Source organism: Halomonas sp. SpR1 (assembly GCF_031010175.1).
Lineage (GTDB): Bacteria > Pseudomonadota > Gammaproteobacteria > Pseudomonadales > Halomonadaceae > Vreelandella.
Genome location: NZ_JAUAMB010000030.1, coordinates 16,646 through 42,362, shown reverse-complemented (window position 1 = coordinate 42,362; position 25,717 = coordinate 16,646). Strand labels below are relative to the sequence as shown.

The window sequence follows — 25,717 nt, the reverse complement described above, 5'->3', positions numbered from 1 at the left end:
TCGAACTCCCTTGGTCAATTGATTAAGTAGACGAAGCCAAGCGAGATGGCGGGGAAGAGCACCAGCAAAATAATGCGAATAAGGTCGGCCGCTAAAAAAGGCAGGATGCCTTTAAAGGTATCGGTTAAGGGAATACGCGGGGCCATGGAGTGGATAATGAAGATGTTCAGCCCCACCGGCGGCGTGATCATGCCGACCTCGACCACCACCAGCGCTAAAATGCCGAACCATATCGCCACATCGGTTGCGGGCATACCGAAGTCCATTCCGGTGACGATGGGCAGAAAGATAGGCACGGTGAGCAGGATCATCGAGAGGCTGTCCATAAAGCAGCCAAGTACCAAATAGCAGAACAGAATGCCCGCCAGAACCACCCAGGGACTGATCTCAAGCCCCACAATCCAGCCAGCGGTGATTTGCGGCAGTTGAGTCAGGGCAAGGAAGCTATTGAAAACACTGGCACCGAGCACGATAAAGAAGATCATCGCCGAGGTCACCGCGGTTTCAAGAACGCAGTCCCGCAGGCCGCTCCAACGCAGGCCGCCTCGTGTTATTGCCAAGGCACCGGTGGCGACCGCACCCACGGCGGCAGCCTCGGTCGGCGTAAAGACGCCGGTATAGATGCCCCCAATCACCACGATAAAGATCGCCGCGCCGGGCCACACCTCCAGCAGTGAGCGCCAACGCTCGCCGCGAGAAGCTTTTGCCTTACTCGGCGCACTGTCAGGAAAAAATCGCACGTACAGCGAGATGGCGAGCATATAACTGAACACCGCTAACAACCCCGGCACCAGCGCGGCGGCAAACATTTCGTTAATGTTCTGCTCGGCCAGGATCGCGTAGATAACCAGCACCACCGAGGGGGGAATCAAAATACCCAGGGTGCCGCCAGCTGCCAATGCACCGGTCGCCAGGCTGCCGCGATAGCCCTGGCGTTCCATCTCGGGAAGCGCCACCTGGGTCATGGTGGCGGCGGTCGCCAGCGAAGAGCCGCAAATGGCCCCAAACGCACCACAAGCGCCAATCGTGGACATCGCCAGTCCACCACGACGGTGGCCCAGCCAGTCGTTGGCCGCCTGGAACATGGCTCGGGAAAGGCCGGCTCTCGCCGCAAACTGCCCCATAAGCAGGAACAGCGGAATGATGGATAGCGTATGGCTGGAAAAGTGTTCGTAGGGAAGTGACTTTAAGCCATTTAAAATGCCCATTGGGCCGGTGATCAGCATCATGCCTACGGCACCGACCACCAGCATGGCCAGGCCGATGGGGATACGTGCCGCCATCATGAATAGCAGAACTACAAAGCCGCTAGCGCCCAACGTGAGAGGTGTCATCACAGGTCTCCTTGGGCGGAATTTTCTTTAACTTGAGCTTGAGTCGAATCGGGCTGTTGCGGGCTGTAAGTAAACGCATCGCAGGTGCGATACAGGCAGACCAGCGTCAACAGCGCGAAACCCACCAGCCCACCGACATACCCCCACCAGAGCGGTATATCCAGCAGCATGCTGGTTTCCATATAGCGACGTTTATCGAGCAAGCCGTGATAGAGGCGCCAGGTTATTAACCCAGCGACCACCAGAAAGAGCGTTTCGGCGACAACGGCGAGCAGGCGCTGAACCATGGGCGGCGCATGCATGACCAAGAGATCCACCGTGACATGCCCGCCGCTAAGGTGGCAGTAAGGTAAAAACAGAAAAACGGCAATGGCAGTGCCCATTTCCACCAGCTCGTAATCCCCAGTGATGGGCCCCACCCACGCCAGCATGGTTATATCGCTTAACACTGGCGCACTGGCCACCCATCGGCCAAGAATGCTAACGACAGTGATGACAGCGAGTGCTGCGATCAATAAGCCGCCGCTTATCGCGGTAACCCTACAGGGTAACTCAAGGCTACGGCGCATCAATGCAGTCCCGATTGTCGGTACCGTCGCTAAGCTGCTCATCGTTTCGTCTCTTGTTTTTGGAGTTCGCTGTATGGCTGAAACCCACCTTGCGCTATACACCGCGAGAGCGTCACAACCAAACTAGTTACTTAATATAAGTAATTGTCTTTGAGAGAGCATGCAAGCGTTGCCGACAAAAATACGCCTAAAGTTTTATTCCTCGCTGGTTTCCGGTGCGTATATTTTCACTAGAAGAGACAGCAGCTGACGTCGCTCAATCTCACTAAGTGATTGAGTTGCATCGATATCGCTCTGTTCAGCCAGCTCTTTTAGCTGTTCGGTCAAGGCTTCGCCTTTTTTGCTAAGAAAAATCCCGTGGGAGCGCTTATCTCGCTTACAGCGCACCCGTAAAGCCAGCCCTCTCTCTTCCAAATTATTAATAAGGCTAACTATTCTGGGCGGATCAATGTCTAGCACCTTGGCTAAATTGGTTTGGGTGATACCAGGATACCCTTCAATCACCACAAGCGAAGAGAACTGGGCAGGGCGTATTTCATGCTCCTGCATGGCCTCATTAAAATGTTTAAAAACAGCAAGCTGCGCCCTTCTCAAGGCGTAACCAAGGCGATTTTCAAGCACCAGACCGGCGACAGAAGTAGGCTCTTTTTCGTCGGGCTCAACCTGCTGAATAGAAGCGCTCTTTTTAGATATGGCCATGCGTTAATTCCTATCTCATTTAAATAATTACAACTATGGTCTTAAATCAGCATCCTAGCCAATCATCTAGTTAACAACTATAACTATATTCGCCAAGATGACAGCAAACAACAAATCCAAGATTTTTTACCATGGAGCTATTCATGTCACTCCCCCCTCCGCTGACTAACACCTTACAAGCGTTCCGACTACACGGAGGCGATGTTCCCTCGTACCCACACAGCATGACCCAGCGGCTTGCCCATTGGGCAAACACAACACCCCTGAATACCTTTTTAGCCGAGCGCGAAGAAGGTCGGCACAGATGGCGAACGCTAACCTTCGATGAAGCAATGCCACAAGTAATCCGCCTGGCACAAGCACTGATTGATCATGGCCTGTCGACGGAGCGTCCGCTAATGGTGCTATCGGGAAATGGCATCGAGCATGCTCTGCTTGCCTGTGCTGCCATGCATGTGGGCATTCCCTACGTGCCGGTGTCGCCCTCCTACGCGCTTCTATCCGAAGATTTCGTCAAGCTGCGACATGTGGTGGAACTGGTGACCCCGGGGATGCTATTTGTCGATGAGGAGGCGCGCTTTAGCCGGGCACTGGCGGCCGTTTGCGATAGTGGCGTCACCTGTGTGGCCAAGGTGCCCGCTCAGCGAGCCATGGCCTTTGATTCCCTCGCCGCGACGCCAGTGACTATCGCTGTGGAGAATGCCCATGCCCGTGTAACGCCTGACAGTATCGCCAAATTACTGTTTACCTCCGGGTCGACAGGCATGCCTAAGGCGGTGATCAATACCCATCGCATGCTATGTAGTAATCAAGCCATGCTAGCGAAACGGCTGAGCTTTCTAGAGCGGCACACCCCGGTGTTAGTAGACTGGCTACCCTGGCACCACACCTTCGGCGGCAATACGATTTTGGGGATGGCGATCCACAACGGGGGCTCTTTATATATTGATGATGGCAACCCCACCGCTCAGGGGGTTCAGCGCACCATCGAGAACCTGCGCGAGGTGTCGCCGACATTTTACTGCAATGTCCCCAAGGGGTTCGAAGCGCTGGTCGAGCATTTGCGCAACGATGACTCCCTGCGTGAGGCCTTTTTCCGCGACCTGGAAATGCTGCACTTCGGGGGCGCCGTGCTACCCGCCCATGTGCGCACCGCTCTGGAAACATTAGGCAAACAGACTCGCGGAGCCCCCGTTCCCATGTTGACGGGCCTCGGCTCCACCGAAGCATGCCTGGCCTTTTGCACTGAAGAGCCCAGCGATATACCGGGATTGATCGGAAAGCCTGTACCGGGCATGACGCTGAAACTGGTGGCGACGGACGATAAGTGGGAGGCGCGCCTTAAGGGCCTCAACATCACCCCAGGTTACTGGCGCGATGCACAGCGAACCAGCGAGGCGTTTGACCACGAAGGCTACTACCGCACCGGGGATGCCATGCGCCCAATTGACCCCGACTACCCCGAGCGCGGGCTCATCTTTGATGGACGGCTAAGCGAGAACTTTAAACTGGTGACCGGCACCTGGGTCAATGTGGGCACCCTGCGCCTGCACCTTGTGGAACACTTCGCCCCGCTGGTACAGGACATCGTGGTGGTCGGCGAAGGGCGCGACTACCTGACAGGCATCGTCGTATTGAACCTGCCTGCCTGTGAGCACCAGCTTGGCAAAGTGGGCACCCCTCTTGACGCTCTGGCCACAGACGCCAACCTGCATCAGTGGTTCGCCCAGCGCCTGGCAACCCACAGCCGCGGCCAGTCAAGCTCTATGCGGCTGGAGCGCCTGCTACTGCTCAACCAACCGCTCTCCGTTGACCGTGGCGAACTGACCGATAAAGGCTCGGTGAACCAACGGTTAGTGCGCGAGCGCTACTCGGATCTCGTGACATGCCTCTACGCTGAGCCACCCCAGGATCCACGCATTATCCTGCCAGCACCTTCATAAGCCTGAATCAATGCCAGGATGGCTAAGTGACACCTCTAAGAACCTGCTTTACAGACAGGCATCCTAGAAGCGCCTTTATTATACGATTCCGCTATACCCGCATCAAAAAGGCTGGCGAAATGCCAGCCTAAAGCTTGGTCGAAACAGTCGTCAGTCACCTACATCACCAATACCTCTATCTCGCTAGAATTGGAAGGTAGCACTTGCCTGAAGGCGACTCGCATCATTGGAGACCCCATTCCCCTGCTCGATATCAGCATGCTGGTACTCAAGACCTACTGACATGCGGTCGGTAACATCCCAAATCACATTGGCAAACCCGTAGTCGAGCGTTTCGAAATGACTGCCATAGGCTGCGGGTAAGTCTTGCTCAAGCCGCGAAACACCCACAGAGCTGAACCAGCTATCCGTCCAGTAGTGGTTAAGCGAGAGACCAAACGCCCGGGTTTCAATAGTTTCTAGGTTGTTACCCTGCACATAGACGTCAGGTGCGTTGCGGTGCCCTACATTGCCAGGGTTGCCCATATAGTTACCAATTCCCTCACCGTAGGTGGCACTGCCGCGCAAGCTGGTTGACGCATTAAAGGGCAAATTGAACTGCGCCTGCACCCCGTAGCCAGTGACTTCATCATCAATGGTATTGGTGATGTTATTGGTCGAAAGTTGACGCGCTATCCCGGAGAGCGCAAATAAACGCTTATATTCATAGCGCAGCGTCAAATCGGGAAGCTGGCTCTCCCCATCGGCCACTGAAGCATCATTGCGGGCAATGACCGTGGTGGGATTCTCCAAGGCAACAGAGAAACTGCCTTCCCCGACAGGCTGGGTATAGCGCAGCTGTGCCTGCCGCTCAAAGGCGTAGCCCTTAGGATCCCCGAGAGCCAAGGTGCGTGTCCCGCCCACGAAACTCATGAAATTTGACCATGTTTGCCCGGCGAGAAAACCGTTCAGCTCACCATACGCATGGCGCAACCCAAATTTACCATCGGGCACAAAATGCCCTTCGAAGTAAGTGGTTAAACGCCCATAGTCAGTCGCGGTGTGGGTACGGAAATTCAGGCGGGATTCATAGGCCGTAAAGCTGGTTCGACCATCGGTTCGATTGCCAGGGTTCATAACGGCGTAAGGATCCGTTGATGTGCCCAGGTCGTAGTCGAAGTCGTAAAACGCATCGAGCTTAACGTACCCCCCAAAGGCGATATCGGTTTTGGTGCCTGGAATATTAATCGTTGATCGATGATTCCAGGGTGGGCCTACACGGCTTGGCTCACCGGTCACGATAGGCTGTCCGGCTTCTACCACATCAAACGCATGGGCCTGAACAGCAAGCGCACAGGGAGCGAGAAGGGCGCATGCAACAAAGTGGTTAATTTTCATTGTCTGTCTCTGCTTTTGGTCGTGATGGTTAGTTGTAATTGTTCTCAATGCGAACTCTGATCCGCATTACGTACCAAAGCTGCGAAAAAAACCTCCATCTGTCAATTAAAATAGAGGCTATGCATCTTTAAATTTACATAAGATATTGAATATTAATAATTTTGTATTATTAATACTTTTGTTTAATTATACATTGTAACTAAATAAGTCGCCTTTTTATTCAGAATCGGCCAGTAGCTCAGGGTAACGCAGCCCGATCAGCGCATGCTCGCGCATTAGCATTTCTGCCCTAGCCCCCTCTCCCCGCTTAAGTGACTGAAATATAAGCTCATGATGAAACTGTGCTAACTGCAACTTTTTAAACTCTCGCTCCAGGTCATCGCTATCAATGATGATCGAGTCGGCCGCAGCGAAAGGTAAGTGATTATTTCGTGCAATGGCATCTGCCACGACACCGCTACCGATAGAGTGAATGATAATGCCGTGGAAATGAGCATTAAGCTCACTCCATTGATTGATATCGGATTCTACAAGGTATCCTTTGGCGATTAGCTTTTTTCCTTTTTGGATCCAAAAACTCAACTCTTTATCGACGTCAGGCGGCAGCCCCTGCTCAGCCAAATGCCGAGCGGCCAGGCCCTCCAGCACCCCGCGAACTTCAACGGCACAGTGCACATCTGCTTGGGTAAACTCGCGCACCATAAACCCGCGTTTGCCCGCCTGCTGCAGCAACCCCTCTTGCTCCAATGTGCGAAAAGCCAGCCTTACCGGCGTTCTCGAAACACCAAGTTGCTCCGCAACCGCCACTTCACCAAGGCGCTCGCCAGGAGCATACGCCCCCTCACTGATCAATTTACGCAGTCGGCTGACGACACTTTTATCGTTGTTACTCATTTAATTTTTCTCTCATATCAACACTGTTTAGCCATTCACTCGCGGACTCTACGAAAGTATAGGTTGACTGCAAAAACCTTCCTAGCCTTTACTTTGGATCCAATAACCATAATTACAACACTAAATCAAAAGGAGTTAACCGTGACTCAACAAGCCCCCTTTCCTTTAAATACCTGGTACGTTGCCTGCACTCCAGAAGAGCTCACAGAGAAACCGCTTGGTCGTACTATTTGCAATAGACAACTAGTTTTCTTCCGCGGTGACGAGAATCGCGTGGCCGCCGTAGAGGACTTTTGCCCCCACCGTGGCGCGCCGCTCTCCTTGGGCTTCGTGCGTGATGGCAAGCTGGTGTGCGGCTACCACGGCCTTGAAATGAACTGCAGCGGCAAATGCGACAGCATGCCCCGCCAGCGGGTTCGAGGCTTTCCAAGCAATCGCGCCTACCCCGTTGAAGAGCGCCACGGCTTCATCTGGATCTGGCCGGGGGATCCGGATAAGGCCGACGCCGCACTGATCCCCGAGCTGCACTGGGCCAACAACCCCGACTGGGCGTATGGCGGCGGCCTCTACCATATTCAGTGTGAATATCGCCTGATGATCGACAATCTTATGGATCTTACCCATGAGACCTATGTGCACGCTTCCAGCATCGGCCAGCCGGAGATAGAGGAAGCCGCCCCAGAAACGACGGTTAACGGCAGCGAAGTGATCACCAGCCGCGAGATGGAGAATATCCCCGCGCCGCCTTTCTGGCAGGCCGCTCTGCGTGGCAACGGACTTGCTGATGACGTCCCCGTAGACCGCTGGCAAATTTGCCGCTTTACGCCTCCCAGCCACGTATTAATCGAAGTCGGCGTGGCCCACGCGGGCAATGGCGGCGCTAAAGCACCGGCGGATGTGAGAGCGTCCAGTATCGTGGTCGACTTTATCACTCCTGAGAGCGATACCTCTATCTGGTACTTCTGGGGCATGGCCCGCAACTTCAAGCCGGAAGACCAAGAACTCACCGACAAGATTCGCGAGGGCCAGGGCAAGATCTTCGAAGAAGATCTTGAGATGCTCGAAGCCCAACAACGCAACCTGCTGCGCTACCCCGAGCGCCAACTGCTGAAACTCAATATTGACGGCGGGGGCGTACAGGCGCGCCGCATTATTGATCGAATCTTAAAAGAGGAGCAGGCTGAGCAACCCCAGGAGGCAACGGCATGAGCCACCCCTCTCTATCGCTTATTGTTGAGGTAAAGGCTCGCCATGAGGAGGCGCTAGGCATTGCCACCTTCGAGCTTGCCGACCCGCACGGCCGACCGCTCCCCCCCTTCAGCGCAGGCGCCCATATTGACGTGCAGGTGAAAGAGGGGGTGATCCGGCAATACTCGCTGTGCAATCACTCTGAGGAGCGGGATCGCTACTTGATCGGCGTATTGCGAGATGAAGCCTCCAGAGGAGGCTCCATCGCCATGCACGATGAGATTAAAGTGGGCAGCCTGCTACTCATCAGCGCCCCTAAAAATCACTTCCCGCTTAAGCCAGCTAAACGAACTTATCTGCTGGCGGGCGGGATCGGCATCACGCCATTGCTGTGTATGGCAGAGCGTTTAGCGCGCACCGATGCAGATTTTGAACTGCACTACTGCGCCCGCTCCGCTGAACGCATGGCCTTCCGTGAGCGTATCAAAACGTCAAGCTTCGCCGATAGAACATACTTCTACCTGGACGATGACACCGCGTCTTCAACCCTAGACCTGGAAAAGCTGCTGAGTGAGCCGGAGGCTGATGCCCAGGTCTACGTCTGCGGCCCTAGCGGGTTTATTAACGCCGTCCTATCAACAGGTAAACAGTGCGGCTGGCCAGCCGACCAACTGCACACGGAGTACTTTGCAGGCGCTGATACAGTCACCGAAGACGATGGCAGTTTCGAAGTACGCATCGCCAGCAGCGGCGCGGCCTTTACCGTGCCCGCCGACAAAACCGTCTACCAAGTGCTGGCTGAAAATGGCATCGACATCATGGTCTCCTGCGAGCAGGGAGTATGCGGCACCTGCCTCACCCGAGTGCTCGAAGGCGAACCCGACCACCGGGATTTATACCTGGATGACGACGAGCACGCGGCCAACGATCAATTCACGCCCTGCTGCTCCAGAGCCAAGAGCAAAACCCTGGTATTGGATCTTTAAACCGTCTCAAACACCGTTTCAAAAACAGCTTCAAAAACAGTTTCAAAAACAATCATAAAAACGTGCCCCATCGACTAGCAATCAGGATAACGACAATGAAAAAACTACCCACCCACCTAGCCAAGGCAACCCTGTTTGGCGTGTTCGCCGTTTCATTCGTGGCCCCCGCCGTGGAAGCCAGTACCACACTTCGCGTGGCGCACGTCTGGCCCGGTGGTTCCATGATAGACCGTGAACTGTTTCAAGCCTGGGCTGAAAGCGTCGAAGAAGCATCAAATGGGGAGCTGACAGTAGAAGTATTCCCCAGCCAAACACTGGCGAAATCGGCTCAAACCTACGAAAGCGCGGTGATGGGCATCGCCGACATAGGCGCTTCTGCCCAGGGCTATACCGCTGGCCGCTTTCCGCTCACACAAGTCGTCGAGCTGCCGGGGATATCAGCAAGCGCCCGTCAAGGGGCCTGCATTCTCCAGTCGCTTTACGATCAGGGACATTTTGAACAGGAGTACGCCGACACACACCCGCTGTTCTTGTTTACCACCGGCCCAGGTTACATCCACACCAAAGATCAGCTTATTGAAACACCGACTGATCTCGAGGGGCTTCGCCTGCGCCGTCCTACGCCAGTGGTGGGTGATATGTTCGAGCGACTCGGCGCCCAAGCCGTGGGCATGCCGGCGCCGGATGTGTTTACCTCCATGCAGCGTGGCGTCGTCGACGGCCTCAGTTTCAACTGGGAAGGCATGAAGACTTTCCGGCTGAACGAACTGGCGCAGTACCACACCGAAGTGCCCCTGTATGACCTTTCCCTGTTCGCCACCATGAGTCAGCGCAGTTACGACAGCCTGCCAGCCGATTTACAGCAAGTAATTGATGACCACAGCGGCTTAGAGTGGTCGCTGCGCGCGGCGGAGGTTTACGACGATATGATACGCCAAGGCCGTGAAGAGGCCGTTGAAGCGGGGCATGAGTTTGTCGTCATCGAAGACGCCCTCGAAGACCCTGAATGGGGCCCAGTGTTACAGCAGACCATTGATGATTACTTGGATGATATTGGCGGCTCCGCCGATGAAATCTACGAAGCTGCGATGGATTTACAGCAAAGCTGTCAGGCCTAGATTAGGGTTAATCATCATTCTAGCCATCGCGTAAGGGCAGCCAATTGGCTGCCCTTATCTTTTAGTAATGCCCGCATGCATAAATTCAAAAATCAAAAAAAACCGTCTCGCCCTCGCCCTGCAAACGGATATTCAAACGATAACGCACCTTGCCATCCATCTCTTCGCGCTTGGCTATCAGGGTTTGGCGGCGCGCCGGTGATTCGATGCGCGATAAGACCGGGCACTGGGCGTTCGCTTCTGCTTCATCGTCAAAATAGAGCCGCGTTTGCAGGTGGATGTTCACACCCCGGGCAAACAGCGTCAGATTAATGTGCGGGGCCATTAGTTGGCCGCTGGGGTGCTTCACCGCGCCGGGTTTGATGGTAGTTAATGACCACTCGCTGCCGTGATCGAAGGTGGTAGCGGTGCGGCCAAAGCTATTAAACGGCTTTTTTAGATCGTAATCGGCTTGGTAGTCGCCATTAGCATCGGCTTGCCACGCTTCAACGAAAGCATCGCGCACCAGGTCGCCGTTGCCATCGATAACGGTACCCACCACTTCGATATGCTCGCCCTCGGCGTCGGGCTTGGCCATCTGGTTCCAGATCTCTTCGTCCCGCACCGGATTGCCCGCTGCCGCAAGGGCAAGGCCAATATGTACGTAGGGGCCAGCGGTTTGCGAGGCGGTTTCACGCAGCATCAATTCGCTGGTCGGCTGGCTGTTAGGCTGATTCATGAGTTATCCCCCGCCCTTATTGGTTTTCGGCTATTGATTTTCAAAATAGGTTTGCAACTCGCCGCGCACAACAACATCGAACCGATAGGCCAAGCAGTCCATCGGCTTGCTATGGGCCATATCGAGCCGCCCAATCATCGTCTCAACGGCGAGAGGGTCTTTCAGCGTATGCACGATAGGACAGAGGGGAATCAGCGGGTCGCCTTCAAAGTACATCTGGGTGATCAGCCGGGTAGAGATCGAAGGGCCGGTGACTGAGACGTGAATATGCGCCGGGCGCCAGCTGTTCATATCGTTGGGCCACGGGTAAGGGCCGGGCTTGATGGTGCGAAAACGGTACATACCCTGTTCATCGGTCAAACAACGGCCCACACCGCCGAAGTTAGGATCCAGCGGCGCCAGGTACTTATCGTTTTTATGCCGGTAGCGGCCACCTGCATTGGCCTGCCACATTTCTACCAGCGTATGCGGTATCGGCTTGCCGAACTGATCGACCACCCGGCCAAACATGATAATCCGCTCGCCTTGGGGTAGCCCGTCCTGGCTCGCATCCTGGCGAAAGTTCATCAGCAGGTCGTTATCGTGGGGGCCCATACGCAGGTGGCTAAAATCCGGGCCGGTCAGTTCAGACACGGTCGGTTGCTGCATACTCACCAGCGCCTGCTGGGGCGAGCGCGCTACCGAGGTTTTATAGCCCGGCGCGTAGGCGGGCGGATGCCAGTTACGGTCACGGGCCACAAAGCGTTTGTTATCGTGGGTCATCACCCTTACCTCTCATCGATTATTTTGACTCGCTACTCGCCCCAGCCCAGCTCTTTAGCGAGGGCGAAGGCGTGATTGGCTGCCGGAACGCCGCCGTAAATCGCTACATGCATCAGCACCTGACGCAGTTCGGCCTCAGACAGCCCAATCCGTTTAGCGGTTTTTAAATGCAGCGTTAGCTCTTCGCGGCCAAGCGCGGCGAGAATCCCGGTGGTGATCATGCTGCGTTCGCGACGAGTTAGATCGTCGTTGCTCCACAGCTCGCCCCAGGCCAGGCGGGTAATCATCTGTTGGAAGGGGGTGTCCAAGCTGTTGGCGTTGGCGGTGGAGCGCGCCACGTGCTCTTCGCCCAATACCTGCTTACGGGTCTCAAGGCCGGTGGCGTAGGCCACGCCTTGGTTGGCCACGTCACCTAAATCAGTCGCCAAAACCGCGAGCAATTTCTCGGCAAATAGCGACGGGGCTTCAACTGAAGGCACATGGCCAACGCCGTTAAATACCTCTAGCGGTGCGCCATCGAGTTCCGCTGCCAGGGCTTCCAGCGTGGCGGACGGTGTGGCCATATCTTCGCTGCCGCCAAACAGCTGCACTCTCGTGTTCTTACCTGATAGCTTGCCAGTAAAAGTATCGCGACCAAGCATTTCACACAGTTGTGCGTAGGACTCATCGTCACCACGGCCCATCTGTGTGCACCAGCCCGCTTTCAGGGCGGGGCTTGCCTCAAATGTCGCCGGGGCAAACCAGCGCGGCACGATCTCTTGGGACATCGCCACCAGGCCTTCCTGGCGTACTCGACCCGCGCGGGTATTCCAGAGATCCGGGTTGCCGATGACCGCGCCGGTGTTGGTCAGCGTAACGGAGAGCAGGCGTTCGCTATGCGCGGCAATCAGCTGTTGGCCGACAACGCCACCAATGGAAGTCCCGGCAAAGTGAAAGCGCTTAGCGCCCGCCAGCTCCACCAGCGCGAGGGCCTCTGCAGCTAAGTCGGCGGGGGTGATTTGCTCACCGCTGGCTGCCTGACTGGCACCGTGGCCGGGGAGATCCCAGGTCAGCACCCGGTAGCGGGGCAGCAGCGCAGGAATCACGTCATCCCATACCGCTTGGCTCATGCCCAAAGGGTGCGCCAGCACGACCAGTGGGTTTACTTGTGCACCGAGCAGCCGATACGCCACGCTGCGACCGTTGATGGTATGAAATGCCATGATTACCTCCGTTAAACCCGTTCAATCAGCGTGGCGATGCCTTGCCCAACGCCCACACACATGGTGCACAGCGCATAACGTTTGCCGCTGTTTTGCAACTCATGGGCAGCGGTCATTAACAGGCGCGCACCGGACATGCCTAACGGGTGACCCAGGGCAATCGCGCCGCCGTTGGGGTTCACCCGTGGGTCGTCGTCTTTAAGGCCAAGATCGCGCATGCAGGCCAGCGCCTGGGCGGCGAACGCCTCGTTAAACTCAAACACATCGATATCGTCCATCGAGATACCGGTGCGCTTGAGCAGTTTCTGTACGGCCGGTACCGGGCCATAGCCCATAATGCGCGGCTCAACGCCCGCCGTGGCCATGCCGATAATCTTCGCCATAGGCGTCAGGCCATGCTGCTTAACCGCCGCTTCGCTGGCCACCAGCATCGCCGCCGCGCCGTCGTTAACGCCAGAGGCGTTGCCGGCGGTCACGCTGCCGCCTTCACGGAAGGGAGTAGGTAAACCTGCCAGCTTATCGAGAGTGGTCTCCCGCAGGTGCTCATCCTGATCAAAGATCAGCGGTTCCTGCTTACGGCGTGGGATCTCAATCGCGGTAATCTCTTGGGCAAAACGCCCGGCCTTTTGAGCAGCAGCGGCTTTCTGCTGGGAGCGTAGCGCAAAGGCGTCCTGATCTTCACGGGAGATGTTGAACTGCTCGGCGACGTTTTCTGCCGTTTCCGGCATGGAGTCTATGCCATAAGCTTTCTTCATCAGCGGGTTGACCAAGCGCCAACCGATAGTGGTGTCTTCAATTTTTTGAGTACGAGCGAAGGCGCTATCGGCCTTGCCCATCACGTAGGGCGCCCGGGACATGGACTCCACGCCACCCGCCAGCGCCAGCTCCATCTCACCGGCTTTAATGGCGCGAAACGCCGTGCCCACTGCGTCCATACCCGAGCCACACAGGCGGTTCATGGTCGTGCCGGGTACCGAAGTAGGAATGCCCGCCAGCAGCGACGACATCCGTGCCACATTGCGGTTATCTTCACCGGCCTGGTTGGCGCAACCCATAAACACTTCTTCGATGGCGGCAGGATCGAGTTCCGGCGCTTCTGCTAATACGGCTTTGAAGATGGTCGCCGCGAAGTCATCCGGGCGCACGCTGGCAAGCGTACCGCCAAATCGGCCCACCGCCGTGCGGCGGGGATGACATAAATAAACGTTACTCATAGCAAACTCCTTTATGCGTCCGCGTGGGCCCGCTCGGTGCGGGCTTTCAGCTCACGCAAAATCATCAGCTCGTTTTCGCTGGGCTCTGGGGTGCTCTCAAGCTGTTCGGCAAAGCGGATTTCCCAACCGGTGGCTTCAATCACGTCCTCGCGGCTTACACCAGGATGTAGCGAAACCACCACCAGCTCTTTGGTCTCCGGGTCAGGCTTCATCACGCACAGGTCGGTAATCACCCGGGTGGGGCCTTTGCCAATATTGGGCACGTTGTTGCGCCCTTTACCGTCGCGGCCAAAGCCAAGGGTGGTGACAAAGTCGACATCTTTTACAAAGGCACGCTTGGAGTGCTTCAGGGTGATAAACACCTCACCGGCGTTGGTGGCAATTTCCGGCGCCCCGCCGCCGCCCGGCAGGCGCACTTTGGGTGCCTTGTAATCGCCGATTAAGGTGGTATTCAAGTTAGCAAAGCGGTCGATTTGCGCGGTGCCTAAAAAGCCTACGTCGACTTTGCCGCCCTGCAGCCAGTAGCGGAACATTTCGGGTACCGCCACGGTGGTCAGCGCCGACTCGCACAGTTCGCCATCGCCGATGGAGAGCGGCAGAATATCGGGCTTGGTTTGCAGGGTGCCGGACTCGTAAATCAGCACTACGTCTGGCGCGTGGGTAAGGCGCGCCAGGTTGGCAGCCTCTGAAGGCAAACCAATGCCCACAAAGCAGGTCATGCCGTTTTCCAGCGCCCGCGCAGCGGTGACCGACATCATTTCAGAAGAGGTATATTCCAGACTCATCAGGCTTGGCCTCCTGCATTAAAGACGTTGTCATCAAGCCACTGCGTGAAGGTGTCGCGATCACGGGCGATGGCATCCCACTCTTTATAGAAGTGGTTGCTGCGGCCATAGTAGCCGTGGGTGTAGGAAGGCAACGCGCCTTTCTCGGCCACCGCAATGGCGCTGACGGCCCAGCTGGGGATCACGCAGGCGTTGGGGTGTGCGTTGAGGTCATCGACGATCTCTTCCACCGTGACGATGCTGTGTTTGGCGGCCAGCACCGCTTCCTTCTGTACGCCGACAATGCCTTCCACCAGCACGTTGCCCTGGCGATCCGCCCGCTGGGCGTGAATGATCGAGACATCCGGGCGCACCGACGGAACAGCGGCCAGGCGCTCCCCGGTAAACGGGCACTCGATGAATTTGATTTGATCGTTGACGCTGGGCAGTTCGCTACCGATGTAGCCGCGAAAAACCGCCATCGGCAGACCGGCAGCACCCGCTTCAAACGCGCAGGCCATGGCCGCGTGGCTATGCTCCAGAATCTCGATCTTGCACGGCCAGCCTTTCTCCACCGCATCACGCAGGCGGTGCAGCGAGCCCACGCCGGGGTTACCGCCCCAGGAGAAGATCACCTTTTTAGCGCAGCCCGCGCCAATCATCTGGTCATAGATGATATCGGGAGTCATACGGATCAGCGTCAGATCACGCTTTTTCTGGCGGATCACTTCGTGACCGGCGGCAAATGGAATCAGGTGGGTGAAGCCTTCCATGGCCACGGTAGCGCCGTCTTGGACGTAGCGCGCTACCGCGTCATGCAAGCTGAGAAACTCGGCCATGATGGGTGCCTCTTAGCGGGTCGTTGGCGTATTTGTTAGTGAGCTGCTGCAATTTGTTCGTTTAGCGAACATAGATCCTCTATACGAACAATCTACTGCTGAACGCTAATGGGGTCAAACCCAATGGCGACCATCTAATGACCCTGCCGATCCCACCACTCTCACCACAAACAAACTTAACGCTTTGTTTTTAAATGCGCTTATTGCGCTTCTAGCCATTTTTTAGCGCGTATGACCTGGGCGGCGCTGCTACCAAGGTATAAAGCAGGGTCGCAGGCATTGCGCAACGCCTCGTCATCAACGTCCCCTTTCACATCAGGGTGGTCGGCAAGCACGGCTGAGTAAGCGCGTGATTCACGACGCGCAACTTCTGCCGCTTCCGCGCTAACCGCTTTGGCTTTCTCCACACCTAGCGTAGGCGCCAGCAAACGTGCGACGGGCTCGGCCATAATGCCGCCGCCGGTAGCTGCCAGATTTCGCCACATGTTGTCGGGGTAGACCTCTAGCCCTTCCAAAAGCACGGCCACTTGCTCCAGCGCCCCCTCTACCAGCAGAGCGCTCTCCATTAACGGCGCCCACTCCGCGTGCCATTCACCCAACCCGCGTTCAAGAGGCTGGGCAGCAGCGTTGATCAACACACTGGTATGACCATGCACTTGCCGCGCCGCGCCACGAATCAGCGCGCTGCGTACCGGGTTACGCTTATGCGGCATGGAGGAGGACTCGCCCATGCCCGGTGCCGAAGGTTCCGCCACTTCGCCGACTTCGGTTTGCGTCAGCAGCGACACATCCAGGGCGATTTTTTCAGTGGCCCCGGCTACCGCATCTAATGCCGTGCCAAGGGCATGGATCGGGTAGCGGTCGGTATGCCAGGGCAGTACCGGCACGGCCAAGCCGAGTCGCTCGGCCAAGGCGTCCATCCACTCAAGCCCCAGCGTGTCCCAGCCCGAGTGCACGCCCACCGCGCCACCAAACTGAACGGGCAGTTCCACCTCACCCAAGCGGCGGCGGCTCTGCTCCAAGCCGATTGCCCAGTGGGCCACCTTAACGCCAAAAGTCATCGGTAGCGCCTGCTGCATTAACGTTCGACCTACCATGGGCGTATCGATATGAGTATCCATAAGCGCTAACGCCGCCGTTCGGCAGCGCATCAGCAATTCATCTAACGCCGCTAAGCGTGGTTTCAGCAGCAGCATCAGCGCGGAGTCGACCACGTCCTGGCTCGTCGCCCCCTGATGCCAGTAGCGCTTGACCTCATCGGCGAGCAGCGCGCGGCTCTGCTTTACAAACGGAATCGCCACATTGCCACCGCTGGCAATACCCGCCGCGACCTCTTCGCTATTGAATTCCGCATTCTCCAACTGTTCGCGCATTTGCTGGCTAACGCCATCAGGCACCGCGCCGCTGGCTTCCTGAACTTCAGCCAAGGCCAACTCAAAGGCCAGCATGGCACGCACCATGGCGTCATCGTCACACTCGGCGATGGCGCGCTGGCTCATAAAGGGGTGTTTTAAAAATGCGGCGGGCATGGGCGTTACGCCTCCTATATAACGTTGTTCAGAACCAGCAAAACAGTCCACAAAGGTACGACTCAGAACAGAAGTGTACAGTTGTTCGCCATTCGAACCATACGCTAAATAGGTCGGTACTTACGACTGCGAGAGCGTGGCATCAGTGACCACGTAGCGCAGTACCATCTCGGTAACATGATCTTCCAGTTTGCGCTGGTTCTCAGGTGAGGCTTGTTGCCAATCAAAAATCCGCGAAAAGGTGTGCTGGTTTGAGACATTGAAAAATGACAGCGCGCTAATCAGCCAGTGCAGCTCCCGTGGATCCAAGCCTTCGCGAAAACAGCCGGCCTCTAGACCGCGAGCATAGACACTGGTGAGCGCATCAATCACCCCGGCATTGAGTGACTGGATCAACTCTGACTGCGCCAAAAAGCGGCCATGATGAATATTTTCGATCATTACCAGGCGAATAAAGTCGGGGTTTTTGGCGTGATGGCAGAAGGTAAACCGCACGAGTCGGCTAAGTGCTTCAAGCGGAGCCAGATGGTCAAGATCCAGCTCGGCCTCCTGGAGTCGCACTTTCTGGTAGGCGGCTTCCAGAGTGTGCAGGTAGAGCGTCTCTTTATCATTAAAGTAGTAGTAAATCATACGCTTGGAGGCGCGGGTTTTCTCGGCGATCTCATCGATCCGGGCCCCAGAGAGGCCTTTTTCGGAGAATTCGCGGGTGGCCACCGCAAGAATATCGGCGCGCACGGATTCGGGGTCATTTTTACGCCGTCGCGGCGCGGCAGGGGGGCTGGCCTTGGTCGAAGAGAGTGTCATAGAGCATGCCTTTTATTGTCGTGGTCGTCTTTGGTCTAGTATGCCACAGCTTGACTGAACGTACCATTTCGTACATTGTTGATTATGACAGGATGGAACGGCTAAACACGCCACTGATTTAGGCTTTTCCAAACCTTATAACAACGACCCAACAAGAGGACAACAACAATGTCTTTGACCCCTGTGTTTACAAAATCTGTGTCTATAAAACCTATGTCTATAAAGAAACGCGCCCTAACGGCGGCCCTTGCTACGGTTACGCTGGTTGCCGCTGCTAGCGCCTCCGCCCAAACGCTGCGCTTTGCCCACGTTGATCCTGATGACTGGACCACCTCGAAAAAAGGTGCGGCCGGTCAAGTGTTCAAAAACCTGGTGGAAGCCGAAACGGATCTCACCGTGGAGCTCTACCCTGCTGGCGCGCTAGGCGGTGAAACCGAACTGATTGAAGGCGCGCAGGATGGCACCATCAGCATTGCGATGGTCTCCGGTGCCTATGCCAACTTCTGCCCGGCGGTCGCCGTGACGGATATCCCTTACACCTTCCCGTCAGCTCCCGTTGCTTGGCAAGTAATGGACGGCGAATTCGGCACTGCATTGGCTGAACACTGCTTGCAGGAAACCGGCCTACGCACACTGGCCTACGGCGAAACCGGCTTTCGCCACTTCACCAACTCCGTGCGCCCGATTCACTCGCCGGAGGATATGCAAGGGCTGAAGTTCCGCGTACAGACCATTCCGCTCTACCTGGAAATGGTCAGCGCTTTGGGTGGCGAACCCCAGGGAATCGCCTGGGGTGAAGTGCCCACGGCGCTTGCTACCGGTGTTGTCGATGGTCAAGAGAACCCTATCTCGGTGATCTATGGCAATAATTTCTATGAGTTTCAGGATTATTTGACCCTGGATCGACACGTTTACGGTGTGGACCATATCTTGATCAACGATGAGATTTTCCAGTCGCTAAGCGAGGAAGAACAGGCCGCTGTGAAGCGCGCCGCGGTGGTCGCTGGCACCACTGGCCGTGCCATCCAGCAGTTCAACTCGGCCGAGGGGATCACCAAACTGGCTGCCGAGGGCATGGAGATCACCCAGCCTACCGCTGAACAGATGGAAGCCTTCCGCGAAGCGGCCCAGCCGCCGGTTCAGGCGTACCTAACCGAAGAGCTTGGCGATGACGCGGAGTGGATCGAGCGTCTCTCTTCCGCCGTGGAAGAAGCATCCGCACGCTTCTAAACCCCGCCTGATCAAAGCGCTTTGCGAGTGGGCCTTGGGTGGCTCACTCGCGACCCTGCGTGCCTGACTATCGATTGAAGGTGCTCTTATGTCTCATCTTCTCGCCCGCCTACACCGCGGCCTGATCCTGTTCAATGGCAGCTTGGCAGGGCTTGCCATGGTGCTGATTTTCCTGCTGGTCGCGGGCAATGCCTTTGCCCGCTACACCTACGGCGGCTCCATTACCTGGGGAGAAGACACCGCCATCTATTTAATGATTTACGGCCTGATGTTCGGCATGTCTTGGGCGTACCTGCAGGACAAGCACATCGGCTTTGACCTTATTCGACGCCTGCTGCCGCCGCGCTGGGTGCGCTGGCAGGCCGTTGCTGTCGATTTGATGGTACTGGTGATCGGCATCGGCTTAATACTGTCGGCGGTTGAGTTTATCGCCGCGCGTGGTGGGCGCACCTCATCAAGCACGGGAATGCCGATGTGGCTGTTTCAAGCCTCCATGCTGATTGGCGGCGGGTTGCTCAGCCTCTCTGCACTGGTGATGGCGGGCCTGCGCCTGAGCACCCAGCAGGGTGAGGAGACGTCAGCATGATTTTTATACTGCTTATCGCCCTTATTCTGCTTGGGGTGCCGTTTGCCTTTGCCATTCTCGGTTCGCTGACAGTGCTGATGAGCACTGGCGATTTGCCCTACCACATCCGTATAGTCTCGCAGCAGTTTTTTGGCGGCATGGAATCCTTCCCGTTGCTGGCCATACCGCTGTTTATTCTGGCGGGCGAGCTGATGAACGAAGCGGGTATTACTCACCGGATTATTAACCTGGCCACCGCCATTGTTGGCCGCCTAAAAGCCGGGCTGGCGCACGTCAATATTTGGGCGTCGGTGATTTTTGCCGGCCTCTCGGGTTCGGCGATTGCCGACACTTCCGCGCTTGGACGGGTGTTTATACCGTCAATGGAAAAAGAGGGCTACCCACGCGACTTCGCCGCTGCACTCACCGCGGCCTCATCGGTCATTGGCCCAATTATTCCCCCGAGTATTCCGGTGATTATCTACGCGCTCACCGTGTCTGGCGTATCGGTACCGGGGCTATTTTTGGCCGGTATCGTGCCGGGTTTTTTGCTGGCGCTGGGGCTTTCCATCTACGTCTACTTTTTCGCCGGAGACCTGGGCGCTACCCAGTCAAGGCAGCAGTCGCGCCGCCATGCGCTCCTCCACGGCCTGCTGCCCGCGCTGATGCCGGTGTTTGTGGTCGGCGCGATTCTCGCCGGTATCGTCACGCCCACCGAAGCGGCGGCTTTTGCTGTGGTCTACGCGCTGATTCTGGGCGTGGTGCTCTACCGCAATATCAAACTGGTGAACCTGCCAGGCATCTTCGCCCGCGCCATGCGCGACAGCGCAGTGATTATGGTCATCATGGGCGCCGTCTCCGCCGCCAACTGGGTGCTGACATTCGAGCGCGTGCCCAACATGCTCACCGAGTGGGCGCTGATGAGTATCGATACCCAGTGGACCTTCCTGATCGCCGTGATTCTGCTACTGCTGGTGGTGGGGCTGTTCCTGGAAGGCATCGCGGCCATTTTGGTGCTGGTGCCGATTCTTCACCCCATTGCCATGGCGCTGGGTATCGACCCGCTGCACTTCGGTATCGTGGTGATTTTCAACCTAATGATGGGGCTAATCACACCGCCCATGGGGCTCTGCCTGTTTGTCGCCGACTCCGTCTCCGGGGTGGGCATGGGGCCGCTTATCCGCCGCATTTTACCGATGCTGGGCGTGCAGTTTTTGATCCTGCTGCTGATTACCTTCGTACCGGCGCTGGTCACCTTCCTGCCGCGTCTGGCGGGTTACTGATATTACACAAAGTAAGGAGCGTGATGCCATGTACTCATCCATTGCCACGGTTTGCCTAAGCGGCTCGCTGGAAGAGAAGGTAGACGCCATCGCCCAAGCGGGTTTTGAAGGGCTTGAGCTGTTTGAAAACGACTTAACCGCGTTCACCGGCACGCCGCGGGAAGCGGGCGAGCTGATTCGCGCCCGCGGACTTAAGCTGGTCACGCTCCAGCCGTTTCGCGATTTCGAAGGCCTGCAGGGGCGCGCCCGGGAACGGGCGTTCGACCGCGCCGAGCACAAGTTTGACCTAATGGAGGAGCTCGGCACGGATCTGCTCATGGCCTGCAGCACCGTTCACCCCGACTCTCTGCCGGGTTTAAGCCGCGCCGCCGATGACTTCTATGAGCTAGGTGAGCGTGCCGCACGGCGCAATCTGCGCGTGGCCTATGAGGCGCTCGCCTGGGGCCGCCATATTCACGACTATCGCGACAGCTGGGAAGTGGTGCGCCGCGCTGCCCACCCCAATGTCGGCCTGGTGCTGGATACCTTCCATATCTTCTCCCGCCAGACGGAGCTGGGCACCATTGGCCGCATTCCGGGGGATCGCATCTTTCTGGTACAAACCGCCGATGCACCGCGCCTCTCCATGGATCATCTGTCGTGGAGCCGTCACTACCGCTGCTTCCCCGGCCAGGGCGAACTGCAGATGGATAAATTCATGGCCATGTTGGACGAGACCCGTTACGACGGCCCGCTCTCCCACGAGATCTTTAACGATGTGTTCCGCATGGGCCACAGCGACCAGACTGCTCGCGACGGGCTGCGTTCCTACCACTTGCTGCGCAGCATGCAGGGCGACAGCGGCATTCCCGCGCCCCAGCCGATCGAGTCGGTCGCCTTTCTGGAGATTGCCGTTGAGCCCGACGATTTAGCACCGCTGCGCGAGCTGCTTAGCGCCCTGGGCATGGCCTGCGTGGGGCGCCACCATACGCTCAACGCCGAACGTTGGGCGGCGGGCGACGTTAACCTGGTGCTCAACACCGAGGCGCACTTCACTGGCCGAGTACCGGGTCGCGATGCTACTGCCATCACCGCCATTGGCCTGCGCGTGGGCAACGCCTATGAAGCGTTCAAGCGCGCGGATAAGCTGGGCTACGATATTGTCGAGCCCGAAGAGGTGGGCGCCAGCCACCGCATGAGCGCACTGCGCAATGTAGACGGCAGTCTCTCCTATATCATTGACGACTCGCAACTTAGCCGTACCTGGGATCGTGAGTTCACTGTGGATGTGCAGCCCGTTCCCCAGAGCGCGCTGGTGGATATCGACCATATCAGCGTGGCGCTCTCCTACCACGACTACCTCTCGCTGATGCTGCAGTACCGCGCTATTTTCCAGTTGGAGCCAACGCCTTCCTTCGATGTCACCGACCCCCGCGGGCTGATCCAGAGCCAGGTGCTGCAAAACTACAACGGTCGCTTCCGCCTGGCGCTTAACGCCAGCGCCTCGCCGGATACCGCCAGCAACCGCTTTGTGCGGCAATACGGCGGCTCGGGCGTTCACCATGTCGCCCTGCGCACCAACGCCATGCGCGACACCAGCGCCGCGCTGCAGCAGGCGGGCACGCCGGTACTGCCGATTCCCGGCAACTACTACCGCGACCTGGCCGCACGCGTTGACCTACCTGCACAAACCCAAGCGTGGATGCAGGCGCACCACATCCTCTTTGACCAAGACAGCCATGGCGACTTCTACCAGCTGTATACCCAGCCCGGCCGTCAGGCGTTCTTCTTTGAGCTGGTGCAGCGTGATGGCTACCAAGGGCTAGGCGCGCCGAATGCCTTTGTGCGCGTCACCGCGCAGCAGCGCCTGGAGGCAGAAATTGATGGCATGGATCAAAAAACGCCAAAGCACCCCACAGGAGGAAGCCAAGCATGATTAAACTCGGTCTGGTAGGAGAAGGCATTGCCAAGTCGCAATCCCCGGATTTACACGAACGCCTGGGCGCTTCGTTGGGCGAGCCGGTACGCTACGATTTAGTCGACAGCCTGGGCGTGTCAGATTTTGACTTTCCCAACGCTATAAAAAAGCTGCGTAGCGAGGGCTACCGGGGAACCAACGTTACGTTCCCTTTCAAAGAAAAAGCCGCCCAGCTGGCTGATATTCGTGGCGAAGGCGTGCGACGGGTAGGCACCGCCAATACGCTGCTGTTTGACGCTGACGGCCTGCGTGCGGAAAACACCGATTACACCGGTTTTATCAGCGCCTACCGCCACTCCTTCGGTAGCCAGCCTGCGGGGGAGGTGCTATTGATTGGCGCCGGTGGCGTGGGCCGCGCAGTGGCATGTGCACTGGGTGAACTCAATGTCAGTTGTCTGCATATTCTTGAACGTGACGCCACGCGGGCAGAAAACCTTAGCCGGGATCTTAACGCCATGGGTATTAGCGCGGCGTGCGTCACCCCGGAACAGGCGCAAAGAGAGCTTCCCAAGTGGCAGGGCGTGGTGAACTGCTCACCCATCGGCCACATCAATCACCCGGGTTGCCCAATTGATACCACCGGGCTTAGCGATCAGCACTGGGTCTTTGATGCGGTCTATATCCCCGCCCACACCGAGCTGTTAAACGCCGCTCAACGGGCGGGCGCCAAAACGCTTTCGGGTGTTGACCTGTTTGTGTTTCAGGGCGTGGATGCGTTTCGCTTTTTCAGCGCGGATTGTATCGCCCCTGAGCAGATCGACCCGCATGTGATACCGCTGCGTACCCACTACATAGAACAGCTCGTCGCGCCGTCAGCTCACTCCGAACCATAAAGTTCGGGCCATAAAGCTGGTCATGAAGTTCTGGTCAAGAGGTTCTGGCCAAGAAGCTCGATCGATGCAGCGCTGGTAGTGAAGCGCTGAAAAAATAACGTACAATTATTCGCTATTCGAACACTACTATTTCCTTTGGGCGCTAAAGAGGCCGCTATGCTTGCCATTCTTGCCATTACCACGCCTATATTTCTGCTGATTGGGGCGGGTTATCTCGCAAGATGGAGCGGCATTATCCAGCGCGAGCAGGTGCAGGGGGTGGGGGTATTCGTGCTCTACTGCGCACTGCCCGCGCTAGTGATTCGTGCGTTAACCCAGCAGCCTCTGGAAGAAATTTTCAAGCTCAACTACCTGGTAGCTTACGGCCTGGGCTCTATCGTCGTGTTCAGTGGGGGGTTACTGCTGTGCTTAAAACGACAGCGCCAGCCCCTTAACGCCAGTGCCATGCAGGCACTCGGTATGGCTGCGGCCAACAGCGGCTTTGTCGGCTACCCAGTGGCAGCCATGGTCATTGGCTCCCCTGCGGCGGTGCTCTTGGCGCTGAATATGGTGATTGAAAACCTGCTCATTATTCCCGCCGCCCTGATTTTAGCTGAGCTGGGCAGCCATCAAGGTTCCAGCGTATGGAAGACGGTCAAACACACAGCGCTTAGCCTAATCAAAAATCCCGTGCTGATTGGCTTACTGGTCGGCATTAGCCTGGCGGTATTCCATATACAAATACCTGGCCCGCTGTTTAAAGCCATTGATATGCTGGCCGATGCAGCAGGGCCAGCGGCACTGTTCGTGATTGGCGGGACGCTGTTTGGCCTGCAGGTAAAAGGCATGGCCAGGGACGTTGGTCAAATAGTGGTCGGCAAACTCCTCATTCACCCGTTGGCTATTTTCATCGCCTTTTATTTTGTCCCCGGTATCGATCCCCTTTATATGGCCGGTGCGCTGCTGTTTGCTGCCGCACCGTTGATCAGCATTTACCCTCTGCTCGGCCAACGCTATGGCTTAGCCGGGGTGAGCGCGGCCGCCCTGCTGGTGGCGACAATCGCTTCGTTCTTTACGCTCAGCCTGATAATTTGGTTGATGACGCTATCGGGGCTCATTACGTTTTAACGTTTGAGTTTATACAAAAACAACGATTGATTACCGCCAAGGATAACAAAAATGTCTCAACACGCTGGTCAAAGCAAAACGTCTCAGCACCATTGCGCCGTCGTTACCGGCGGGGCTAAAAATATCGGTCAAGCCATTGCCCTGCGTCTCCAGCACGAGGGTTACCACGTTATCGTGGTGGATATCGTTGAGCCGGAGGCAGAGTCTTTGCGAGCAGACGCCGTTCTAGTCGACCTTGCCGATGCTGACGCCTCCCACCGGGTGATGGCGGAAATCGCTGCGCGCAATAGGGTGTCCCGGCTGATCAATAACGTGGGCATTGTCGCCCCGGCCCTGCTTGAAGAAACGCAGATTGAAGACTTCGATAGATTAATGCACCTGAACGTACGTTCGGCGCTGATATGCACACAGGCACTGCTGCCTTCAATGAAAGCAGCCGGTATGGGGCGCATCGTCATCAATGCCAGCCGCGTGGTACTCGGCAAGGAAGCGCGCACCATTTACAGCGCCACAAAAGGCGCGCTGCAATCCATGGCTCGCACCTGGGCATTAGAGCTGGCGGAACATGGCATTACGGTGAACTGCGTTGCCCCAGGGCCCATCGCTACCAGTGCCTTCTGGGAGAATAATCCCCCCGATTCTGAGCGCGCCCGTCGCATCATCGATAATATCCCGTTAAAGCGCATGGGCCAGCCCGAAGACGTGGCCCAGGCTGTCAGTTTTTTCTGCGACGAACGTAGCAGTTTCATTACTGGCCAGACGTTGTTTGTCTGCGGCGGAGTGACGGTCGGTTAAGCCGGGC

General features: G+C 56.9%; 24 protein-coding genes. 11 read left to right on the top strand and 13 right to left on the bottom strand.

Annotation, left to right across the window (positions count from 1 at the left end; translation table 11 throughout):
- Window positions 1-14: 14 nt before the first annotated feature.
- The 3 genes from QT231_RS18145 to QT231_RS18135 form a co-directional block, all read right to left on the bottom strand.
- Window positions 15-1,334 (bottom strand): TRAP transporter large permease, encoded by a 1,320-nt coding sequence (locus tag QT231_RS18145; protein WP_308338233.1) that lies wholly within the window; start codon window positions 1,332-1,334, stop codon window positions 15-17.
- On the bottom strand, window positions 1,334-1,945 hold the full coding sequence (locus QT231_RS18140) for a TRAP transporter small permease (protein ID WP_308338232.1): 612 nt from the start codon (window positions 1,943-1,945) through the stop codon (window positions 1,334-1,336). Before QT231_RS18140 ends, QT231_RS18145 begins: the two co-directional genes overlap by 1 nt.
- Window positions 1,946-2,098: 153 nt before the next feature.
- Entirely contained in the window at window positions 2,099-2,602 is a 504-nt protein-coding gene (locus QT231_RS18135) for a MarR family winged helix-turn-helix transcriptional regulator (RefSeq protein ID WP_308338231.1), read from the bottom strand.
- 143 nt (window positions 2,603-2,745) lie between these two features.
- Here QT231_RS18135 and QT231_RS18130 point away from each other — a divergent pair, with 143 nt between their 5' ends.
- A complete protein-coding gene (locus QT231_RS18130; protein ID WP_308338230.1) occupies window positions 2,746-4,545 on the top strand; it encodes a feruloyl-CoA synthase in 1,800 nt (599 codons plus the stop codon).
- A gap of 183 nt (window positions 4,546-4,728) precedes the next feature.
- Here the strand turns inward: QT231_RS18130 and QT231_RS18125 are convergent, their stop codons facing one another.
- Window positions 4,729-5,922: a DcaP family trimeric outer membrane transporter gene (locus QT231_RS18125; RefSeq protein WP_308338229.1), complete on the bottom strand. Its 1,194-nt coding sequence runs from the start codon at window positions 5,920-5,922 to the stop codon at window positions 4,729-4,731.
- Between the two features lie 216 nt (window positions 5,923-6,138).
- Window positions 6,139-6,816: a GntR family transcriptional regulator gene (locus tag QT231_RS18120; protein WP_215090821.1), complete on the bottom strand. Its 678-nt coding sequence runs from the start codon at window positions 6,814-6,816 to the stop codon at window positions 6,139-6,141.
- Window positions 6,817-6,957: 141 nt separating this feature from the next.
- Between QT231_RS18120 and QT231_RS18115 the strand changes: the two genes are divergently transcribed.
- The 3 genes from QT231_RS18115 (at window position 6,958) to QT231_RS18105 (ending at window position 10,108) form a co-directional block, all read left to right on the top strand.
- Complete coding sequence (locus QT231_RS18115; RefSeq protein WP_308338228.1) at window positions 6,958-8,025, top strand: aromatic ring-hydroxylating dioxygenase subunit alpha; 1,068 nt, start codon at window positions 6,958-6,960, stop codon at window positions 8,023-8,025.
- Window positions 8,022-8,990 (top strand): PDR/VanB family oxidoreductase, encoded by a 969-nt coding sequence (locus QT231_RS18110; RefSeq protein ID WP_308338227.1) that lies wholly within the window; start codon window positions 8,022-8,024, stop codon window positions 8,988-8,990. Before QT231_RS18115 ends, QT231_RS18110 begins: the two co-directional genes overlap by 4 nt.
- A 95-nt stretch (window positions 8,991-9,085) precedes the next feature.
- Window positions 9,086-10,108, top strand: a complete 1,023-nt coding sequence (locus tag QT231_RS18105) for a TRAP transporter substrate-binding protein (protein ID WP_308338226.1) — start codon at window positions 9,086-9,088, stop codon at window positions 10,106-10,108.
- A gap of 85 nt (window positions 10,109-10,193) precedes the next feature.
- Here the strand turns inward: QT231_RS18105 and pcaG are convergent, their stop codons facing one another.
- The 8 genes from pcaG to QT231_RS18065 form a co-directional block, all read right to left on the bottom strand.
- Entirely contained in the window at window positions 10,194-10,826 is a 633-nt protein-coding gene (gene pcaG, locus QT231_RS18100) for a protocatechuate 3,4-dioxygenase subunit alpha (protein ID WP_308338225.1), read from the bottom strand.
- Window positions 10,827-10,856: 30 nt separating this feature from the next.
- The gene (gene pcaH / locus QT231_RS18095; RefSeq protein ID WP_374694411.1) at window positions 10,857-11,588 is read right to left on the bottom strand and encodes a protocatechuate 3,4-dioxygenase subunit beta; all 732 of its coding nucleotides are present in this window, start codon (window positions 11,586-11,588) and stop codon (window positions 10,857-10,859) included.
- Between the two features lie 32 nt (window positions 11,589-11,620).
- A complete protein-coding gene (locus QT231_RS18090) occupies window positions 11,621-12,790 on the bottom strand; it encodes an alpha/beta fold hydrolase (protein WP_308338223.1) in 1,170 nt (389 codons plus the stop codon).
- A gap of 11 nt (window positions 12,791-12,801) precedes the next feature.
- Window positions 12,802-14,004 (bottom strand): 3-oxoadipyl-CoA thiolase, encoded by a 1,203-nt coding sequence (pcaF, locus tag QT231_RS18085; protein ID WP_308338222.1) that lies wholly within the window; start codon window positions 14,002-14,004, stop codon window positions 12,802-12,804.
- A gap of 11 nt (window positions 14,005-14,015) precedes the next feature.
- Window positions 14,016-14,783: a CoA-transferase subunit beta gene (locus tag QT231_RS18080; RefSeq protein ID WP_308338251.1), complete on the bottom strand. Its 768-nt coding sequence runs from the start codon at window positions 14,781-14,783 to the stop codon at window positions 14,016-14,018.
- A gap of 5 nt (window positions 14,784-14,788) precedes the next feature.
- Entirely contained in the window at window positions 14,789-15,607 is an 819-nt protein-coding gene (locus QT231_RS18075; RefSeq protein WP_308338221.1) for a CoA-transferase, read from the bottom strand.
- A 200-nt stretch (window positions 15,608-15,807) separates the two neighbouring features.
- On the bottom strand, window positions 15,808-17,136 hold the full coding sequence (locus tag QT231_RS18070; protein ID WP_308338220.1) for an adenylosuccinate lyase family protein: 1,329 nt from the start codon (window positions 17,134-17,136) through the stop codon (window positions 15,808-15,810).
- Between the two features lie 120 nt (window positions 17,137-17,256).
- Window positions 17,257-17,940, bottom strand: a complete 684-nt coding sequence (locus QT231_RS18065; protein ID WP_308338219.1) for a TetR/AcrR family transcriptional regulator — start codon at window positions 17,938-17,940, stop codon at window positions 17,257-17,259.
- A gap of 213 nt (window positions 17,941-18,153) precedes the next feature.
- Here QT231_RS18065 and QT231_RS18060 point away from each other — a divergent pair, with 213 nt between their 5' ends.
- The 7 genes from QT231_RS18060 (at window position 18,154) to QT231_RS18030 (ending at window position 25,710) form a co-directional block, all read left to right on the top strand.
- Window positions 18,154-19,170, top strand: coding sequence for a DctP family TRAP transporter solute-binding subunit (locus QT231_RS18060; RefSeq protein ID WP_308338218.1), 1,017 nt, complete (start codon window positions 18,154-18,156; stop codon window positions 19,168-19,170).
- 88 nt (window positions 19,171-19,258) lie between these two features.
- Window positions 19,259-19,756 carry a TRAP transporter small permease gene (locus QT231_RS18055; RefSeq protein ID WP_064233991.1) on the top strand — a complete coding sequence of 166 codons (498 nt, stop codon included), beginning with the start codon at window positions 19,259-19,261 and terminating at the stop codon, window positions 19,754-19,756.
- Window positions 19,753-21,018 carry a TRAP transporter large permease gene (locus tag QT231_RS18050; protein WP_308338217.1) on the top strand — a complete coding sequence of 422 codons (1,266 nt, stop codon included), beginning with the start codon at window positions 19,753-19,755 and terminating at the stop codon, window positions 21,016-21,018. The genes QT231_RS18055 and QT231_RS18050 overlap by 4 nt, the downstream gene beginning before the upstream one ends.
- Before the next feature lie 28 nt (window positions 21,019-21,046).
- On the top strand, window positions 21,047-22,933 hold the full coding sequence (locus tag QT231_RS18045) for a TIM barrel protein (protein ID WP_308338216.1): 1,887 nt from the start codon (window positions 21,047-21,049) through the stop codon (window positions 22,931-22,933).
- The gene (locus QT231_RS18040) at window positions 22,930-23,808 is read left to right on the top strand and encodes a shikimate dehydrogenase (protein ID WP_308338214.1); all 879 of its coding nucleotides are present in this window, start codon (window positions 22,930-22,932) and stop codon (window positions 23,806-23,808) included. The genes QT231_RS18045 and QT231_RS18040 overlap by 4 nt, the downstream gene beginning before the upstream one ends.
- Window positions 23,809-23,964: 156 nt before the next feature.
- Window positions 23,965-24,915, top strand: coding sequence for an AEC family transporter (locus tag QT231_RS18035; protein ID WP_308338213.1), 951 nt, complete (start codon window positions 23,965-23,967; stop codon window positions 24,913-24,915).
- A gap of 51 nt (window positions 24,916-24,966) precedes the next feature.
- Window positions 24,967-25,710, top strand: a complete 744-nt coding sequence (locus QT231_RS18030) for an SDR family oxidoreductase (protein WP_308338212.1) — start codon at window positions 24,967-24,969, stop codon at window positions 25,708-25,710.
- The last annotated feature ends 7 nt before the right edge of the window (window positions 25,711-25,717 follow it).